Source organism: Planktothricoides sp. SR001 (assembly GCF_001276715.1).
Classification (GTDB): Bacteria; Cyanobacteriota; Cyanobacteriia; order Cyanobacteriales; family Laspinemataceae; genus Planktothricoides; species Planktothricoides raciborskii.
The window spans coordinates 17418-35965 of sequence record NZ_LIUQ01000036.1; the positions used below are offsets into that span (position 1 = coordinate 17418).

Sequence of the window (18548 nt, forward strand, 5' to 3'; positions counted from 1 at the left end):
TAAGATAAGTGGGGAGTAAATATCAATCTGTGCAATAACCAAAAAACCGAGGTGAGATCCTTTGCTATGTCTTACGCCCTACCCTTAACCAACTTTTTAACAGTCTTTCGTCAGCCGACAGGGGTAGCCCTGGTCGCCTCTGTGGGGATCCACGGACTTTTTGGCGTCGGTTTGGAGTATGTGCCAATCCTGTCAAAACAAAAAGAAATTTCCCCAGTGCAACTGGTGGAACTCACCCCGGAACAACTGGGTATTTTGCCAGAGTTTTCTCAACCAGATATGGCGGCGATGAAATTCGATACCTTGGTGCCGCCCTCTCCTGGCGCCCCTCTTTCTGGTTTGCCAGCGTTACCCCCTCTGAAAGAACCGCTGCAACCTTGGACATTGCCCGAAGGTTCTTCTCTTTATAATGGTGAATCTGTGGCGACTATACCCAATTTGGAAAACTGGCCGCCGACACCTCCGGCGATCGCTTCTGAACCGCCAAAGAAAAATAGTTCCTCACCGTTAAAGAATAATCGGGGCTTAAACCAGACCCCTGCCACTCAAGAGCGAGTTGCGGTGCGATCGCCCTTGGAAGAGTTACTCAGTCAATTACCCCCACCGCCCCCAGTGGCACCGTACAATAATCAGTCTGATTTATTCAGTCAAGTTCCCCAGCAGGTTTATACCATTCCGGCGTTGCCAGATGCTCCCCCGGAACTGCCTCCAGCCCCACAGTTTGCCCCACAGTTTGAAGGGTTTAATCCCAGTTTCCCCCCCACTCAAGTGATTCCCCCCCAGGGTCAAAACCTGGCACCTCCCTTGATCGATCCTCAAGAACTGGTGATGAATTCGCCGAATCCGCAAAATTCTCCTTTACCCGGTGGGCTAACCCCTGGTCTACAAGTGGGCGGATCCCAACCTTTGTTGGATACTCAACAGCCAGTTAATCCCAACTTGGTACTACCACCCAGAGAACAAACCAGTCAAAACCCAGGGCAGGAGCCTTCACCGGCTGAAAATGCCGCAGTTTTAGCCTATAAGGAAAAACTCCGGCAAGCCTTCCGAGATGGTCAATCCGCTGCAATAACCGCCAATGCACAGCCCGAGTCGCCAAAACCTGAATCCGCTCAACCCACTCCACCGCAGCCGTTGACTCATCATCAGCAACAGATGTTGGCATATCACCAACAGCTAAAGGAACAACAGCGCCTTCAGCAACAAGGAGGGTCTTTGTCCGCTATGGAAGAAGCGATGTTAGCGGGTGGGGAAGAGTTTTATACCTGGTTTATGCAATTACGCCAGGAGTTGCCGGATGTGGCGGCCAAAACTCCGAGCGCGATCGCCGATAATTATCCCTTAGCGGCTTGTGGTCAGAAGTTGGAAGGCAGGGCGGTGGTCGGGACTGTGGTGAATCCTGACGGTGACATTATTAAGTCACCGAAAATTTTGCATAGCAGTGGCTCGGATATTTTGGATGATGCGGCTTTACAGTATGTGGAGTCCAATGATTTTCCTGCCCAGGATCACCCTACCGCTTATCAATATCCTTTTGAGTTTAGCTACAGTGCGGAAACTTGCGCGATCGCCCAACCAGAGAAACCAGAGGGTGATGCAGCCAATCAGCCCCAAAGTCCTCAAACGGTCAACCCAGAAGCCGAACCTGCAGAAAATAGTAATCCTGCTGTCACCAGCGGCGCCACAACGGATCAAGGTGCAACTCAGTCTCCACCGACTGAGGCATTACAGCCCCAAGAGGAGCGATCGCCCACTCCGGCAACCTCCTCTCCACAAGCCACCGGAAATGCCACCGGAAATGCCACCGGAAATGCCACCGGAAATGCCACCGGAAATGCCACCGGAAATGCCACCGGAAATGCCACCCCTCAATCTCCGGCTTCTTTAACCTTGGAAACCGAACCCCGTAATGGGAATTTACAGGAGTTCTATGCTCCAGTGCCAGTGCCGACGATTGACAATTAATCATTATTAGTTGTTGGGTAGGGATTCTTTGGGTAGGGATTCTTTGGGTAGGGATTCTTTGGGTAGGGATTCTTTGCCCCCCCTTTGAATTGGGGTTGGGGGGGTTATTGGTTATTGGTTATTGGTTATTGGTTATTGGTTATTGGTTATTGGGAGGCCGGACAGGGAAGAGGGAACAGGGAAAAAGAATTCCCCCTTGCTCCCCCCTTAATCAGGGAGCAAGGGAGGAGCGACGGGGAGAGGGAACAGTCAACAAATAACAAATAAAGAATAGCAAATAACGAATAAAAAATAACAGTTATTACGGTAAAACCTTGATGAATGATACGTCAGTCCTGTTTACATTAAGATACAATGGAAATTTGACTAAATTTTTAGCCATTCCGGGAAGATGATGTGATATAATCAACCTCTGTGTCTAATTATCTCCCGGTTGCGGATTATATAGAAAAATGGCTAAAGGTGTTCGTATTGTAGTGACGTTGGAATGTACAGAATGTCGCACAAATCCGACTAAGCGCTCTCCCGGAGTGTCTCGCTATACCACGCAAAAGAATCGTCGGAATAACTCGGCCCGGATGGAACTGAAAAAGTTCTGCCCTCACTGTAACAAACATACTGTTCACAAAGAAATCAAGTAAAGCTGGTTAGGACTCCCTGGGTTTTCCAAGGCTTTATGGTCTATCCGGCAGGTCATTACAGATGATTCCTCCGGGTAAAACCCATCTGGAGAAAGAGAAAAATTCATTGATCAATTAAAGAAAAGAAAACTATGAGTTATTTTCGTCGCCGAGTTTCCCCCATTAATCCCAAAGACCCCATAGACTACAAAGATGTAGAACTGCTGCGGAAGTTTGTCACCGAACGAGGCAAAATCCTGCCCCGTCGGATTACTGGGCTGACGGCCAAACAACAAAAAGAACTGACTGTAGCAATTAAGCGAGCCAGAATCTTAGCTTTGTTACCTTTTGTTAATCAAGAAGGTTAAGCTGAGAATGATGGTTGGCTGAGGGTCTGGGACTCCGTGCAGAAGCCTGCTCAACCAAGTTAGTCTGGAAAAAAAACACTTTGTGACGAAAGTTAGTGGATTGTGGAAAAGGGAACACTGATCGAATATCGCGTTCACGCAGAACGTAGACTCGCCGTCGCCGAACGTCCAGATGGCAAAAAAAACTGGATTGTGATTGACGAATTCGGTCAATCCCAAAGTATCCGTCCTCAGCAAGTAAGTTATGAAATTGCTAAGGACGGCTATAAACCGTCTGATCTGGCTAACTTCCGAAAAGAGGTAGAACCACTAATCGATCCAGATAGTGTGGAAGTAGCATGGGAAATTTTGGTAGAAGATTCCGAGGCAGTTTCTCCCGCAGAAATGGCCTTACTTCTGTTTTCTGACCAGACTCCGGCTCAGTGTTATGCAGCTTATTCTTTGTTGTCTCAAGATAAGCTGTTTTTTAAGCAAAAAGGCGATCGCTATGAACCTCGTCCCGCTTCTCAGGTGGCTGAACTGAAACATCAAAAAGAGGTGGAAGAAACTCGACAGCGGGATTGGACAGAATTTTTGTCCCGAGTTTCTCAAAGTTTGGCCGGTGAGCCAGTGGAATGGTCTAATAGCGATCGCATTCGCATTGAGGCGATCGAAAAATACGCCGTCTTTGGCGAAGAAGCCAAAGAACGGATGAATGCGAAAGAAATCTTAGCGGTCTTGCAACGTCCTGAGACCCCGGAAGGGGCTTTTGATCTTTTAGTAGACTTAGGATTGTGGACTGAACATGAAAATTTATTTTTGCGACGAACTCAAATCCCCATAAATTTTTCTACCAAGGTGCTGGAAGTGGCGCATCGTTGTTTGATTTCTCCCCCGGCTGATCCTGACGAAAACAATCGCTTAGACCTGACCCAGATGAAGGTCTATACCATCGACGATGAAAGTACCCAAGAAATTGATGATGGCTTAAGTGTGGAATATCTGGAGGATGGTCGGGAACGTCTATGGGTGCATATTGCTGACCCGACGCGATTAATGTCTCCAGGAGATGAGTTGGATCTGGAGGCCAGACGACGCAGCACCACGGTGTATTTGCCCACGGGAATGGTGCCGATGTTTCCGGCGGAGTTGGCGACGGGGCCGATGAGTTTGATCCAAGGCAAAATTTGTCCAGCCCTAAGTTTTGCGATTATTCTGGAACCCGATGGCGCGATCGCGGAATATACGATTCATCCCAGTCTCATCCAACCTACCTATCGCCTCACTTATGAAGATGTGGATGAGATGCTGCATTTGGCTATCAGTGCGGAAGCAGAGTTAGCAACTTTGGCGAAATGGGCAAACATCCGACAAGCATGGCGAACTTCCCAAGGGGCAATCAGCATTTCTATGCCCGAAGCGGTGATTAAAGTTAAAGATGACCAGATTTATATCAATGTCTTAGAAGACTCGATGTCCCGCAAGTTGGTCTCGGAAATGATGATTCTGGCTGGGGAAGTTGGCGGAAGCTACGGTCAAACTAACAATATTCCCCTACCTTTCCGGGCGCAAATGCAGCCAGAACTGCCCCCGGAAGAAGAGTTAATTTTATTAGAACCGGGTCCGGTGCGTTCTTGTGCTATCCGTCGCTGTATGCCCCGCAGTGAAATGGGGACAAATCCCGCCCGTCATGCGAGTTTAGCTTTAGATGCTTACACCCAGGTGACATCACCGATTCGCCGCTATAGCGATTTGTTGGCTCATTTCCAGATTAAAGCCCATCTGCGCGGCGATACGCTGCCTTTTTCAGCGCAAGAACTTCAGGAAATGCTGATGAGTGTCACCAGTACCGCCAAAGAAGCTAGTTTGGTGGAACGTCAGACTAATCGCTATTGGGCTTTGGAATATCTGCGGCGCAATTCCGGTGAGGTTTGGCAGGCTTTGGTGCTGCGTTGGTTGAAGGAAGAAGATAATTTGGGTTTGATTTTGTTGGAGGAGTTGGGCTTGGAGTTGGCATGGCGTTTCCCCCGTCCTTTTGAGTTGGGCGATCGCCTCGATGTGCAAGTCAGTTATTCTGACCCCCGACGAGATCAAATTCATTTGCAAGAAAAGATTTATTCTACCATTTAGCTTGAATTAAATGGTGGCTATTAGTCAAAGGTTATTGGTTATTGGTTATTGGTTATTGGTTATTGGTTGTCTGGAGTCCAATAAAGAATAACCAATAACTAATAACCACAATTATCCATGATTAATAATTTAGATTTTGTAGGCTAAAATTTGCCGGTTCATAATGACGGCAACCTTGACAAGGCCCTTGAGGATTAACGGCGCAACGAATGTAGGGAGAATTGGCATTAAATTGGCAGGTGCGATCGCCAATAATTTGCCACGGTTCTGGGGGCTGATTGGCCGGTGAATCATCAGGAACCCATCCGCTGCCAGCCCTGGCAATTGCTCGTTGCAATCGTTCATTGGCTGTCGCTTGGGCTTGCCGGAGTACCCAAACGGAAATTAATGAGGGAATGACGCCCACAGTCAAAATAAGCACGATAGAAATCATTGTCTTGGTGCTAGTTATTTGTTATTGGTGTTATTGGTGTTATTGGTTGTTGTTGGTTATTTATTGGGGGTTATTGCACTTAATCTTGTTATCCCCATAAAAAATATCTTTTGTCAAGTTCAAGTTAGAGAAAATCTTAATCTTTGTCTACGGAGGAGAAATTCTCAAACCAGCCCCGACGCCAAAAGAAATAGACTAATGAGAGTGCGATCGCAATCATCACTCCCCAACAGCCGACATAGCCCCAATAGGAATTCAATTCTGGCATATTAAACGGCGAAGCGTCGGGATTAAAATTCATCCCGTACACCCCCACAATAAAAGTTAGGGGAATAAAAATCGTGGAAATGATGGTAAGTAATTTCATCACATCATTCATCTTATTGCTGACAGCGGATAAATAGACATCCATTAACCCAGAGGTTAATTCTCGGTAAGTTTCTACTAAATCAATCACTTGGGTAACGTGATCGTAACAGTCCCGCAAATAAATTCGCACATCCTGACTAATCAGCTTACTATCATCTCTAATTAACCGATTAATCGAGTGGCGCTGCGGCCAAATTGCCCGCCGTAAAGCGAGTAATTCTCGCCGCACTTCATAAATTTTTTCTAAGGTTTTTCGCGAGGGATTTGCCACCACTTCATCTTCTAGTTCTTCGATGCGTTCGCCGTAATCTTCTAATACGGGGAAAAACCCATCAATAATAGCATCTAATAATGCATAAGCTAAAAAATCAGCCCCGTGTTTGCGAATCATGCCCTTGCCCGACCGAATGCGCGATCGCACCAACCCAAAACAATCATGTTCCGGTTCTTCTTGAACCGTCAACAGATAATGTTTGCTCAACACAAAACTCACCTGTTCTAGATAGAAACCCTGCTGATCTTCCATCGGCATCACCATGTGTGCAATAATCAGCAATTGCTCTTGATATTCTTCAACTTTGGGTCGCTGTGGTACATTGACCACATCTTCGAGTACCAGGGGATGCAAATGAAACACTCCGCCAATCCGTTGCCAGGTTGCTTCATTTCCTAAACCTTGAATATCGACCCAAGAAACTGACTCTGTATCTAAGTATTGATAGCATTCTTCCGGCTGATTAATTCTGACGCGAGTTGCTCGCTCTAAGTTATAATCAATCAAGACAATTTTGGTGGGAGCCGCATCCGATTCAATCGTCAAAGTTCCCGGTGCGCTGCCCGGTTCGTCGTAAAAATAATCAAAATAATCTTCTTCTTTATCTTCTGCTTCGATTTCTTGTTCTAGTTTTTGTCCCCCAAAATTATGCTGTTTTTCTGTAACTTTTTCTTGGCCTTTTTCATTGATTTTTTCTTTGATTTTTTCTTTGATGTCTAGGTTTGGCAATGGTTTATGAGACATGGGTACTTTCCTGATAAATTGGTTGATAGTTTTTCCTGAAATTATGCATCAAATTCCGGTTAAATAAGCCGGTTAAAGAAATTGGTCAATTCCGCCGCTGAATACGATGACGATTTAGCAACGCAAATTTGCGTGGCAGTTGGTTTGACTTAGGGCTGGGAGAAAATTACCCTTCATGTTCCCGAAAACAAACAATGGAAAACAGGGTGGCGAATACGGTCGAAAAGAATAAGCATTTTTCCTTACGGGCAAATTGCTCCTCACCAGGGTTTGAAGATAGACCAGCCCTTCCCAGGGGCAATTTGCATCTGGGACGAGCAAAAGTCCGAGCTAAAGTCTGATCTAGAGTACCATCAGTCTAGGCTGATTTACTGGGAGCGGCGATCGGTTAAGAATTGTTAAATTAGATTTCAACTAATATTTAAAATATAATTTTAAATATTCGTTGAAAAAAATGATTAAATTCTGCTTGTTTATTTTCAATAAAAAAAATATATATAGCGATATCGCTAATCTAAAATTTAATTATTTTTTATCGATCGCTGGCATTAAAATTTTAACAAATAAATTCATCTTTCAGCATTAAATATTCAAAGGAAACTAATTATAAAAAATAATTTAAGAAATCCGGCAGTCATTTTTTCTCTGTTCTCGTCCCATGAAATAGGGGGCTGAATCCAGTTATAATAATGATTGATGTAAAAAAAACAAGGTAAGTGACGGAGAAAAATATTCTCGGTTTTTTTCGGGACTGATTTCTCAGCAAAGATTTTTTCTGTTGATTAGCCAAAATGTTAACTTTTGTGAATTTGTTAATGGGCTAATTTGGCGCAGATCGCAAAAAACAGTCACCTCCAGGGAGTCCTTGTCTCAATTTGTTCTCCCTTAGCGGTTGTTCTATGGAAGGGCGATCCTTCCCGGATCAACCGCTATAACGCTGAATTAAAACGTTGAATTTCTATTTAGATAAACACCATGTCAGAACTCAGACAAAATTTAATTACCAGAGATTGGGTGATTATTGCCCATGAACGGTCACAACGACCGAATCAATTTGCGAAAAAAATAGAAAGCGATCGCATCATTCCACCTTATCAAGCGGATTGTCCATTTTGTCCAGGGAATGAGCATGATACTGCCGAGGAAATCTGTTGTTTAGGCGATCGCGAAAACTGGAAAGTCCGGGCGGTTTTTAATAAATATCCCGCTGTTTCCCCGGAAAAAGAACCCACGCGCAAAATTCAAAAAACTTACCGTTCGATCGCCGGTTTCGGCGTCCATGAGGTGATTATTGAACATCCCTTGCATAACGTCAATCCGGCACTGCTGACAATTAGCGAAATTGCCAATATTTTTAGCATGTATCGGGAACGATATCGCCAACTTAAACGGGATCCTCGAATCAAAACAATTGTCATTTTTAAGAATCATGGTCCGAAAGCGGGAACGTCTTTAGAACATCCTCACTCGCAAATTGCGGCCACCCCTATTGTGCCAGGTCAAATGCGCGATCGCATCTCAGAAGCGATGCGATATTTTGATGAAACTGGGGAGTGTTTATATTGTCGAACAATGAAAGATGAACTCTCAGCCTCTCAGAGGATTATTTCCGAAAATAAACATTTTGTCGCCTTTATTCCTTATGCGGCATTATCCCCATTTCATCTATGGATTTTTCCCAAAAGACATAGCTCGTCTTTTGAGCAAATTTCTGATGAAGAAATTATCGATATGGCTCGGATTTTGAAAACGGTTCTGGCTAAACTCTATTATGGATTAAATAACCCAGACTATAACTATACCATTCGCTCAATTCCTACGGATCAAGATTACACGGATTACTATCATTGGTATCTGGCCATTATTCCCAGAGTATCACAAGCTGCCGGATTTGAATTAGGCAGCGGAATGTTTATTAACAGTTCTCTACCGGAAGAAAGTGCTGAGTTTTTACGTTCCATAGAAATTCCTATCTCGTCAGGCAACCGCGATCTAGATAAAAAATCCCCACCTTACTCAATTTAGTCCGGTATTTAGTCCGGTATTTAGTCCGGTATTTAGTCCGGTATTTAGTCCGGTATTTAGTCCGGTATTTATTCCGGTATTTATTCCGGTATTTAGTCCGGTAATAATAGCCGAACAGGAGTGATGGGAAATCGGGCATTGCCCACCAATGCCCAGAAATTTTTAGTTGGAGATTTTTGTTAGTTGGAGATTTTTAGTGACAAAATGTTCATTTAAATATTCACGTTATTCAATTCATTAAAGCGAGCAATTAAAGCGGCAGTATTTTCTTGGGCTGTAGCCCCACCGAGGCCATAACAAGACCGTTTACGCCATCCTGTAACCGGCAAATGACCTTCGGCGGCGGTAATAGAGCAATTTAAATCATCATAATACAGCCAATTTTCTTTGACTCGCCAACCCACGCGATCGCAAAAAATAGTGTAGTCATTGCCCACAGTTTGCCAAATTTTATACTGAATATGGAAGCCAAATCGACCGCCACTATAATAGTCCCAAAGCCATGCGATCGTTTCTAAGTCCGTAGCCGGAAATCCTTCGATATCTTCAAGATTTAAAAAACCTCGATCTTCCTGATTAGCCACTCTAAGCATAATATCCCAAGTGCGTTCATCGGCTTGTCGCCATTTTCCCGCTGCCAGGAGTTTTTCTAACTTAGAATAGTCCATCCCCACCTCGGATTTTAGATAATTTTGGGGTTGATTTTGGGGTTGATTTTGGGCTGGGTAATTGCTTAGAGCATGAGCCCATTCTTGGAGTTGCCAGAGAGTTTGTTGGATGTCTTGGGGGTTGGCTTCCTGCAAGACATACAAAACCCATTCCATCTGAGATTTTAAATGGCGATTTTCCTCTTGTTCAACGGCCAATTCCGACCGTAAGCTTTTAATTTCTAATTCAGATGTTTGTAACCGAGATTCTAATTGTTCTAATCGGGCTTCCAGTTTGAGAATGATGGCATATTCAAGACTTTGATTGACTGATTCTCGATAAGAATTATTGACTAAAGGGTTGACGTTTACGGGCTGAGTCAGGGAGTGATTTTGTTGTACGAGATATTTTTGCCACATTTTTCTCGCCCAGTCGAGATGGGCTTGTTCTTTTTTGGCAAAGGCTTGACGATATTTCCCAGTTTGGGGTAAATTATAGTATTTTAAATCCCATTCGCAAACGGCACATTTTTCTAGGGGTGTTTCTAGGGTTGATTCAAGATATTCGGTGTAGCAAATTGGACATTTAGCCATGATTTTTTATGGGGTAATTTTTATGGGTGTTGCTGGTTGGTGGTTGGTGGTTATTGGTTAGTCTGATTAAATTGTGCTTCTAACTGAGAAAATCGGGTTTCTAGGGTGTTGATTTGTTCTTTGAGTTCGATTAAAAGGGTGGCTAGTCGATCAAATTGTTGTTTGTTGGGGGATTCGACTATTTCCCGTTGGGGTAGGGGAAAGATCGCCGGTTCGGGGGCTTGCCGGATTTGGGCAAAATCTAGGCGGTTGTTGAGTCGAGAAACTTGAGATTCCAGGGAATTTATCTGCGATCGCACCATGAAAAATTCTGATTCTAATCGGCTGAGTCGGGCAGACATATCCAGGGATGCTTGAGCAGGAGCGCATCCCATCAGGCATATGAGAAATAAGGTGATTAAAAGATGAAATATTCGGCGGTGTGGTTTCATCATTTCCCTCTATTTTTTATCGGTGATTAAGAGTGATTTTTTCCCTGGGTGAAGGCAGTTTGGAGAATTGCCCCAATTTCCTTTAAGGCAGTTTGACCCAGGGGCAAGAATTTCGCGAAATTAATAAAAGCATGGATGGTGCCATCATAGCGAATGGTTTTGATTTCTACCCCAGCTTCCCGGAGGCGATCGCCGTAAGTTTCCCCTTCATCGCGCAGGGGGTCAAATTCAGCAGTGACAATTAATCCTGGGGGTAAATTGGCCAAATTTTCCGCCAACAAGGGAGATGCATAAGGATTTTTTCCCTCCGTGGGACTGGGTAAATAATGATGCCAAAACCAGTTAATTGAGTCAGCCGTTAAAAAGTAGTTTTCTCCATATTGGTGAAAGGATGGGGTGTTGGATTGATATTGAGTAGCAGGATAAATCAGTAATTGATAGATTAAAGCAAATTCGCCGCGATCTCGTGCCATTAACGTCACCCCTGCCGCAAGATTTCCCCCGGCACTTTCCCCCGCTACCGCAATTAAGCGGGAATCGCCATTTAATAATGCCGCATTTTCCGCCACCCACTTAGTTGCGGTGTAGGCATCTTCTAGCCCTGCGGGAAATTTATGTTCGGGGGCTAACCGATAATCCACGGACACCACCACACAACCAGCGGCATTGGCTAAAGTCCGACAAATACTATCCACCATTGGCAAATCACCGATTACCCAACCGCCCCCGTGAAAATACACCAACAAGGGAAAGGGCCCAGCCCCAAAGGGGGTATAAATCAAGAGGGGAATCTCTCCCCCAGGACCGGGGATGGTGCGAGGTTCCACTTGGGCTACAGGTTCGGGGGGGTGGGAAGCAGCCACGAACACGGCGTTCATTTTGCGGGCAGTTTCCGGTTGCTGCTCATGTAGTGGCGGTTGACCGGACTGGGCTACTTGTTCTAAAAATATTTCGGTTTCTTGATTTAGCGGCATAAATAAATCTCGTTTTTTTTAGCTTGAGTTATGGTCATTTAAATCTAAAATTAAAATCAGTAAAATTTTAAGCCAAATTATGAGTAGTCAGCCACCCCTGCTGGAGATTGCGGAGTTTTATCTGCGGTCAGAAATCGCGCCCCAAGCCGCTGCCATCGATCGTGACCAGGCGGTGTTGCGTTGGGCAATGCAAGGATTGGGCGATCGCTCCTTATTAGCCTTAAAACTCACCGAATCAGAAGAAGACTTTCGGCGGTTTCAGGAAATGGTCGCCAGATATTCTGGTGCTTTAGCCTTTCTGCAAATTCAGCATCAAAGTGCCAGTAGTACGATCTTCGCCAGTGAAAATAAAGCACTGAAACAAGCTTATTTACCAGATTTGGCAACGGGCGATCGCCTTTTGGGGGTTGGCTTTTCCCACCTCCGACGTGCTGGGGAACCCCGGATCAAAGCCTTCCCGGTCAAAGGGGGCTATCGCATCTCTGGGGACTTACGTTGGGCGACGGGATTTGATATATTTCCCGAATTAATTGTAGCGGCCACCTTAGCCGATGGTCGGGCAGTCTTCGCCATTATTCCTTTTACCAATACTACCCAACCGAATGGGGGCGAAATTCATTTTAGCGAACCTATGCAGTTAGCGGCCATGCAGTCTACCAATACGGTCATTGGGGAAATTAAAAATTGGTTTGTTCCCCACGATTATATTGTGGGCATTCAGCCCCCCGGTTGGATACATCAAAATGACCGCAAGAAAGTGCTGATGTTTAGTTTTTTCTGCTTAGGTTGTGCTCGCGCTGCTTTAGATATTATTGAACAGACGGCGAAAACAAAACACTTACCAATTATTCAAGAAACCTTTGAGGTTTTGGATCGGAAGTTGACCCGGTGTCGCGAGGCAATTTTGTCAGAATTGGCAACAGAGGTGATCTATGAAAATGGTTTAAAATTACGAGCGGAGGCGATCGCTTTAGCTAATCGTTGTGCCCATGCTGCCGTCACTGTTGCTAGTGGGGAAGCGAATTATCTTGATCATCCCGCCCAACGAGTTTATCGAGAAGTGTTACTATTTACCGTCTTTGGTCAAACCACTGATGTAATGACCGCGACTTTACATCAATTAATGGTTGATGGTTGATGGTTGATGGTTGATGGTTGATGGTTGTTGGTTGGGGTGTGGGGGAAGAGAAGTGAAAAGTGAAAAGTTAAAAGTTAAAAGTTAAAAGTCGTAGGGGCTTTCTGGCCATACGCCCGTACAAGTTAAAAGTTAAAAGTTAAAAGTGAAAAGTGAAAAGAAGTATCACTATTCACTATTCACTATTCCCTATTCCCTATTCCCTATTCCCTATTCCCTCTCTTTCCCCAGCCCACCAGCACCCCAGCACCTCTGTTCCCTGTTCCCTGTTCCCTGTTCCCTGTTTGTTGGTTGATGGTTGATGGTTAGTGTAAAACCCCGATTTGTTGACAAATCAGGGTTATTGCTTGACTAATTAAGAGGGCAATGTTTGACTGATTTTATTATGACGGGCTTCAGCGTTATCCATCACCTCATTAAAGTTTTCTATGATTTCTCCGGGGTGATTTTCTAATAACTTGGTTGACAGAGAAACGCGACCTTTGGTTTCATCAATATCAATCACGACCGCTTTAATGGGTTGCCGCAAAGAAAACAGATCATCCAGAGATTTCACGTAATTTTTACTCACTTGATTAATATGGAGTAAAGCAGTCATCCCATCCACATCCACAAAAACGCCAAAGGGTTTAATACTGACTACGGTTCCTTCCAGGAGTTGGCCCACCTTAATTTCACCAATCCGACTGGATTGGGCTAAGTGCCGTTGGGAAAACACCAGCTTATTGCGATCGCGATCTAACTCTAAAATATTTGCCGTCAAGTTTTTACCCACCAGGGATGCGGGATTATTTTTTTCCAACAAGTGCGATCGGGGAATAAACCCACGCAACCCATTGATATCAACCGTCACCCCACCTTTATTCACACCCGTCACATACAAATCAACGGACTGATTTTCTTTTTGCTTGTTCGCCAACTTATCCCAGATTTGCTTAAGTTCCAATTGTCGAATCGAAAGAGTCACCTGACCTTCCGCATCTTGTTCGCGGATAATCAAAAACTCCCGTTCTTCATCGAGGGGTAATAGTTCCTCAAGATCCTCAACGAATGCCACCGCTGCTTCTCGCTTCGGCAGAAACCCAGGGGACTTGGCGCCAATGTCTACATAGACACCATCGTTTGTATAGGCACCGATCCGACCGGACACCACCTGACCGAGACTAAACGCATAGTCGTGTTCTGCAAGGGCTTTGGCAAAATCTTCAGCGGAAAAGGAAGGCTTACCCTTTTGAGAACGGGTCGATTCTTGATTCATAACAATTTCAGGATTTGACAAAAGTAAAATTATACTGATAGAACTGAACCGCTACAACATTGAACTGTCGTAGCTGACTGGAGAGGGAACATCTGTGTTATCCATCAACAATCAGCTTACCCAGTCTAGCTAATTCTTACGGCGATCGCTCTTTTTTGGCGATAGTTTCGGCGATAGTTTCGGCGATCGCTTCGGATTACACCAAGGTAAAATCCCCGGCATTAATCGCAAAATCCGGCACCCCAGCTAATACCGCCAAAAGCTCACCCGTACCGGCAACCCGAATCAACGTATCGGCGCCCACTCCAGTAATCGACAACTGGTCAAAGGTCAGCCCAGCGGACAAACCAATCTTATCCACCCCATCGCTAAAATCCGTAATCCGGTCAGAACCATCGGCGATCGCATACACAAAAATATCAGAACCCTGCCCCCCGGTCAGGGTATCGGCGCCTCTGCCACCGATAATCGTATCCGCCCCAGGGCCACCGTTAATCACATTATCCAGATTATTGCCCGAAATAAAATCATTCACGGGAGAACCAATCAAATTCTCAACCAGCACCCCAAAACCAATCACCGTGCCATAACTACTGGTAATATGTGGCCCATCGGCGATCGTCAAGAGGGCATTACCAACTCCAGCCCGTTCTAAACTCCCATCTTCACCTCTAACCGCTGACACCCCGATATAGGTGGAACCATTCAGGGCACTAAAGGTGGTATTCAGTCCCCCCTCATTCATATTAAAGAAATAACTATCAATCCCCGGCAATTGGGAAAAATCCAGGGTATCGATGCCACCCCCATCCCAGACGGTCTGTTTCATCCCGATAAAATTACTGCCATCAAAGGCATAGACATCATTGCCCTTTCTGGCATCACTAAACCCATACAGGTATTGCAGCGCCCGAATATCATAAGACATCGGGCTAACCGCGCCTACCCCGGCAAAATTATAACTCATCGCCGTATTCGTATTATTATCTTGAAAAGACTGTAAGAATGGCTGAGATTCTGTGGAACTTACGGGGGAATTATTTAAAGGATTGGTACTAGCAATCCCCGGATTTTTCAGTCCTAAAGCAAACCCGATTTGCCGTACCAAAGACTCATAGCCAAAAGTGCCTTTTTGTCGAGAAAAAGCATTATTTTGATCCGACTCAAAATTTCTACTTAAATGGATATCACCCCGTAAATTAATATCACTAATTCCAGGGCCATAAGCATAAGCATAAAAGTTGCCAAAATTATTTGGTTGTCCGTTAGAAAACATAATTCTAATTTCCCCGGTATTCGGGGGTCTGTCCGGCACCTCCACCAATTGAAATGGCAGAATTTCATTATACTGCCGCATGATTTCCCGGACATTATTTTTAATCGCTTCGCTGACCTCCCCGACCCCACTTTCTACCCCGGTATAAAGACCGGCACTAGCTTGGGTCACAAAGCTATAAGTCAGGGTGCCATTAACCCTGGTGTTCCACTTTTGTTTCGGCTGTAAAATGTTATTCGCTGCCAAAGCTTCATCAGGATTTTCGGCAACGGTTTGATTTTGGAGTAAAGCATCAATAGCTCTAGGGGCAAAATATACAGAAGATTGCCGTTGTTCGTCGGGCAAACCAATCAGACGAAAATGATTGATTAATTCCTTATTATTGAGATTTTGTTCTTTTAAATCTTGGTTGTTATCTCGATAATATTGAGTATCATACAGCAGGGAGGGACGGCGATTTTCGTTGATACCAAATCGGATAAAGTGTTCTAAGGCGGTGCGACTGTTGAAATTAGCCGACTGAAGCTCCCGATTATTTTCGACATAGTATTTCGGATCGAAAATAATCGAAAACCGGCGACCTTCATTTAGGCCAAACAGTTGTAAGTGTTGTAAGGCTTGTTTGACGTTGAAACCAGCGTTGACTAAATCCGGGTTAGTGGGTAGGTAAATTTCTTGAATATCAATGTAGGGAGAAAAGCGGAAAAAATCTTCTCCTTCTTCTGGTTGTGCTGGAGCGGTTTGTAGTTGGTTCACTAATAACCGGAGCCATTGTCGGTTCGCTGATTCTATGGGGTTAAAATCTTCGGGAACTGCGGTGGTTAATTCGTTTCTCTTTCTATATGATTGAATGTAGAAGTCCAGGTCAATAAATGGGGAAAATAGCCGACCTTCGCTGATTCCTGATGTTTTAAAATGATTCAATAGATCCCGATTACTTAACCCAGCTAAATCTGGATTGGCGGCGCGGTAAAAGTTAAAATCAAATACGAGAGAAAATCGCCGGCCTTCATCAATTCCATTGTTGAGGAAGTGATTTAATAGTTGCTCGTCATTGAATCCGGCGGCGGCAACGTCGGGGTTGGCCGCGAGATAAAAATCGCGATCGAATATTTCTTGTTCAAAGGGAAAAAATTCAACGCTGGGATCTGTGAAAACGCCCTGAACCATTTTGTTTACTCCTGTTTACTACTTTAGCATTTAGATAAATTTTAGCTGAATAAAACTTTTGATAGTTGTCGTTAGGTGACAGGTCATTTTTTCTTTGTTCACCAATGACCTGTCACCTAATGCTCAATAAGAGTTTCACTTAGTGAGAGGTTTTGAGGGTTTCGCCATAGAGTTGTAAGACGTGAGTCCAAGCATCTGCGGCGGCGCTGGGGTTGTAACTAGCCCGTCGATCGCAGAAGAAACCGTGGTCGGTTCCATCGTAGCGAAAGACGCGATGAGAGATTTGATGTTTCTGAAGTTCGGCTTCAATTTGATCGCCCTGTTCATTGGGAATGAGGGGGTCTTGGTTGCCGAAGAATAGGTAAATGCTGCCGTTGATTTCTGGGGTGCGGGTGATGGTAGGTTCACCGCCTCCAGGGGTCATGGTGGCAATTCCGCCGCCATAAAATGAGGCGGTGGCTTTGATGTCCGGTAATGTCGCCGCCAGGTAAGCGACGTGACCGCCAAAGCAGAAGCCAATGCAGCCAAAGTTATCCGTGGTGACGGGCAAGCTTTTCAGGTAGTTGATGGTGGCTTGGGTATCACTCAGGAGTTGGTCGGCGGTGGTGAGGTCTTTATGATATCTGCCGATTTCTAGGTCTTTTTCGGTGTATCCGGTTTCAAAGTTGGGGGCAGTGCGTTGAAAAATTGCTGGGGCGATCGCCACATATCCTTGTTTGGCAATGCGTTCGGTGACATCCCGAATATGGGCATTGACCCCAAAGACCTCTTGGAACACGATCACCCCTGGAAATGTCCCTTGACCCACAGGTTGGGCTAAATAGGCGGAAAGTTGCAAATCTCCGTTGACAACTTTAACCTGATGAGTAAGTATTTGCTGTTCTGACATAGTTTCTCTGACATAACTGGTTTGATTTTATATTGATAGTTGGTTGTTGGTTGATGGTTGTTGGTTGTTGGTTGATGGTTATTGGTTATTCGTTATTGGTTATTGGGTGTTCGTTATTGGTTATTATAGGTTAGCCAGAACCAACAATAAACAATCAACAATCAACAATCAACAATCAACAAATAATTTGTCCCTGGAGCCCCTGATATGGTTGATTTTCATATTCAGTCTGATAGCGAAATTTCTGCGTCGAACCAATTATTTAATCAAATTCGGTTTGCGATCGCCTCTCGGCAATATTCTCCGGGGGAAAAGCTACCGAGTACCCGTGCGTTGGCCATGCAGACGGGTTTACACCGGAATACGATTAGCAAAGTTTATGAACAATTAGAAGCGATCGGGTTGGTAGAATCCCAAGCGGGTTCGGGGATTTATGTCAAAGCCGAAGGCTCTCCAGGCCAACGGCCTATCAAATCTTACATCTTAGAACAACATCCCCAAGCGAGTGAGATTGTGCAGAAAAGTGTTGACAAGCTAATTGCTCTGGGTTGCACGCTCAATGAAACCAGAGAGCTATTTTTAGGAGAAATTGATTGGCGTTTACGGTGTAGTGCGCGAATTCTGGTGACAGCCCCGTCCCAAGATATTGGCATTGGTAAGTGGATGCGTTGGGAGTTAGAAGAAGCCCTGGCAACGCCGGTGCAACTTGTGGCTTTGGAGGAGTTGGCTGACGTGCTGGCCCAAGCGCCTTCGGGAACGGTGGTGACGACTCGTTATTTTATTGGCAAAGCGGAGGAGATCGCCAAGCCCAAGTCGGTACGAGTTTTGCCGATTGATATTTATGACCATGCCAAAGAAGAGGCGATTGTCAAACAGCTACCCAAGGATAGCTGTCTGGGTCTGGTAAGCATTAGTCCCGGTTGGTTGCGAGCCACGGAAGTGATTATTAATAGTATGCGGGGGGATGAATTACTGGTGATTACCGCCCAACTGGAAGATGCCTATAAGCTCAATTCGATTGTCCGTCGGGCAAGGGTGATCGGCTGTGACCCCGCCAGTTTACCTTCCGTGAAAGCGGCGATCGCAGCGGCTAAAGAAGACCTAATTCGCGCCCCGCAAGTTTACTGTATCGACCATTACATCAACCCGGATTCAATTAATCGGCTCAAACGAGAACTAGGACTTAGTTGAAGCCTTTGTCATTCACAGATTCAATGGGGCGATCGAGTGGGGATGAGGGGCTTCAGGAGCTTCAGGAGCTTCAGGA

The 18548-nt window shown here is 45.0% G+C and carries 16 protein-coding genes; 8 read left to right on the forward strand and 8 right to left on the reverse strand.

Annotation, left to right across the window (positions count from 1 at the left end; translation table 11 throughout):
* Positions 1-66: 66 nt before the first annotated feature.
* The 4 genes from AM228_RS19205 to AM228_RS19215 all read left to right on the forward strand — a co-directional run bounded on the left by AM228_RS19205 (position 67) and on the right by AM228_RS19215 (position 5062).
* Positions 67-1965 carry a TonB family protein gene (locus tag AM228_RS19205; protein WP_054468240.1) on the forward strand — a complete coding sequence of 633 codons (1899 nt, stop codon included), beginning with the start codon at positions 67-69 and terminating at the stop codon, positions 1963-1965.
* A gap of 452 nt (positions 1966-2417) precedes the next feature.
* Positions 2418-2606 carry a 50S ribosomal protein L33 gene (rpmG, locus tag AM228_RS29930; RefSeq protein ID WP_072160851.1) on the forward strand — a complete coding sequence of 63 codons (189 nt, stop codon included), beginning with the start codon at positions 2418-2420 and terminating at the stop codon, positions 2604-2606.
* Positions 2607-2737: 131 nt separating this feature from the next.
* Positions 2738-2953, forward strand: coding sequence for a 30S ribosomal protein S18 (rpsR, locus tag AM228_RS19210; RefSeq protein WP_054468243.1), 216 nt, complete (start codon positions 2738-2740; stop codon positions 2951-2953).
* Between the two features lie 102 nt (positions 2954-3055).
* The gene (locus tag AM228_RS19215) at positions 3056-5062 is read left to right on the forward strand and encodes a ribonuclease catalytic domain-containing protein (protein WP_054468245.1); all 2007 of its coding nucleotides are present in this window, start codon (positions 3056-3058) and stop codon (positions 5060-5062) included.
* A 121-nt stretch (positions 5063-5183) separates the two neighbouring features.
* Here AM228_RS19215 and AM228_RS19220 read toward each other — a convergent pair whose 3' ends face one another.
* Together AM228_RS19220 and corA are read right to left on the reverse strand one after the other, a co-directional pair.
* The gene (locus AM228_RS19220; protein ID WP_054468247.1) at positions 5184-5495 is read right to left on the reverse strand and encodes a DUF6464 family protein; all 312 of its coding nucleotides are present in this window, start codon (positions 5493-5495) and stop codon (positions 5184-5186) included.
* 136 nt (positions 5496-5631) lie between these two features.
* Positions 5632-6882 (reverse strand): magnesium/cobalt transporter CorA, encoded by a 1251-nt coding sequence (gene corA, locus AM228_RS19225; protein WP_082348952.1) that lies wholly within the window; start codon positions 6880-6882, stop codon positions 5632-5634.
* Positions 6883-7088: 206 nt separating this feature from the next.
* Between corA and AM228_RS36290 the strand changes: the two genes are divergently transcribed.
* Together AM228_RS36290 and galT are read left to right on the forward strand one after the other, a co-directional pair.
* The gene (locus AM228_RS36290; protein ID WP_255353226.1) at positions 7089-7223 is read left to right on the forward strand and encodes a hypothetical protein; all 135 of its coding nucleotides are present in this window, start codon (positions 7089-7091) and stop codon (positions 7221-7223) included.
* A gap of 634 nt (positions 7224-7857) precedes the next feature.
* A complete protein-coding gene (galT, locus tag AM228_RS19230) occupies positions 7858-8907 on the forward strand; it encodes a galactose-1-phosphate uridylyltransferase (protein ID WP_054468249.1) in 1050 nt (349 codons plus the stop codon).
* A 212-nt stretch (positions 8908-9119) separates the two neighbouring features.
* Here galT and AM228_RS19235 read toward each other — a convergent pair whose 3' ends face one another.
* The 3 genes from AM228_RS19235 to AM228_RS19245 are packed head-to-tail and all read right to left on the reverse strand — an operon-like array spanning position 9120 to position 11553.
* Complete coding sequence (locus tag AM228_RS19235) at positions 9120-10148, reverse strand: GUN4 domain-containing protein (RefSeq protein WP_054468251.1); 1029 nt, start codon at positions 10146-10148, stop codon at positions 9120-9122.
* A 50-nt stretch (positions 10149-10198) separates the two neighbouring features.
* Entirely contained in the window at positions 10199-10582 is a 384-nt protein-coding gene (locus AM228_RS19240) for a hypothetical protein (protein WP_156331905.1), read from the reverse strand.
* A 23-nt stretch (positions 10583-10605) separates the two neighbouring features.
* Positions 10606-11553: an alpha/beta hydrolase gene (locus tag AM228_RS19245; RefSeq protein ID WP_054468255.1), complete on the reverse strand. Its 948-nt coding sequence runs from the start codon at positions 11551-11553 to the stop codon at positions 10606-10608.
* Positions 11554-11632: 79 nt separating this feature from the next.
* Between AM228_RS19245 and AM228_RS19250 the strand changes: the two genes are divergently transcribed.
* Positions 11633-12691 carry an acyl-CoA dehydrogenase family protein gene (locus tag AM228_RS19250; protein WP_054468256.1) on the forward strand — a complete coding sequence of 353 codons (1059 nt, stop codon included), beginning with the start codon at positions 11633-11635 and terminating at the stop codon, positions 12689-12691.
* Between the two features lie 352 nt (positions 12692-13043).
* On the opposite strand, the gene AM228_RS19255 is transcribed toward AM228_RS19250, so the two are convergent.
* The 3 genes from AM228_RS19255 to AM228_RS19265 form a co-directional block, all read right to left on the reverse strand.
* Complete coding sequence (locus AM228_RS19255) at positions 13044-13946, reverse strand: S1 RNA-binding domain-containing protein (protein WP_054468258.1); 903 nt, start codon at positions 13944-13946, stop codon at positions 13044-13046.
* A gap of 196 nt (positions 13947-14142) precedes the next feature.
* Positions 14143-16392, reverse strand: coding sequence for a M10 family metallopeptidase (locus AM228_RS19260; RefSeq protein WP_054468260.1), 2250 nt, complete (start codon positions 16390-16392; stop codon positions 14143-14145).
* A 139-nt stretch (positions 16393-16531) separates the two neighbouring features.
* Entirely contained in the window at positions 16532-17281 is a 750-nt protein-coding gene (locus AM228_RS19265) for a dienelactone hydrolase family protein (RefSeq protein ID WP_054468262.1), read from the reverse strand.
* Positions 17282-17488: 207 nt separating this feature from the next.
* Here AM228_RS19265 and AM228_RS19270 point away from each other — a divergent pair, with 207 nt between their 5' ends.
* Complete coding sequence (locus tag AM228_RS19270; protein ID WP_054468264.1) at positions 17489-18472, forward strand: GntR family transcriptional regulator; 984 nt, start codon at positions 17489-17491, stop codon at positions 18470-18472.
* Positions 18473-18548 lie beyond the last annotated feature (76 nt).

Coding starts and splice junctions, on each gene's coding strand:
- AM228_RS19270 (WP_054468264.1), top strand. CDS start 17,489: ATGGTTGATTTTCATATTCAGTCTGATAGCGAAATTTCTGCGTCGAAC.
- AM228_RS19250 (WP_054468256.1), top strand. CDS start 11,633: ATGAGTAGTCAGCCACCCCTGCTGGAGATTGCGGAGTTTTATCTGCGG.
- AM228_RS19235 (WP_054468251.1), bottom strand. CDS start 10,148: ATGGCTAAATGTCCAATTTGCTACACCGAATATCTTGAATCAACCCTA.
- AM228_RS19255 (WP_054468258.1), bottom strand. CDS start 13,946: ATGAATCAAGAATCGACCCGTTCTCAAAAGGGTAAGCCTTCCTTTTCC.
- AM228_RS19260 (WP_054468260.1), bottom strand. CDS start 16,392: ATGGTTCAGGGCGTTTTCACAGATCCCAGCGTTGAATTTTTTCCCTTT.
- AM228_RS19240 (WP_156331905.1), bottom strand. CDS start 10,582: ATGATGAAACCACACCGCCGAATATTTCATCTTTTAATCACCTTATTT.
- corA (WP_082348952.1), bottom strand. CDS start 6,882: ATGTCTCATAAACCATTGCCAAACCTAGACATCAAAGAAAAAATCAAA.
- AM228_RS19205 (WP_054468240.1), top strand. CDS start 67: ATGTCTTACGCCCTACCCTTAACCAACTTTTTAACAGTCTTTCGTCAG.
- AM228_RS19220 (WP_054468247.1), bottom strand. CDS start 5,495: ATGATTTCTATCGTGCTTATTTTGACTGTGGGCGTCATTCCCTCATTA.
- AM228_RS19245 (WP_054468255.1), bottom strand. CDS start 11,553: ATGCCGCTAAATCAAGAAACCGAAATATTTTTAGAACAAGTAGCCCAG.
- rpmG (WP_072160851.1), top strand. CDS start 2,418: ATGGCTAAAGGTGTTCGTATTGTAGTGACGTTGGAATGTACAGAATGT.
- AM228_RS19265 (WP_054468262.1), bottom strand. CDS start 17,281: ATGTCAGAACAGCAAATACTTACTCATCAGGTTAAAGTTGTCAACGGA.
- rpsR (WP_054468243.1), top strand. CDS start 2,738: ATGAGTTATTTTCGTCGCCGAGTTTCCCCCATTAATCCCAAAGACCCC.
- galT (WP_054468249.1), top strand. CDS start 7,858: ATGTCAGAACTCAGACAAAATTTAATTACCAGAGATTGGGTGATTATT.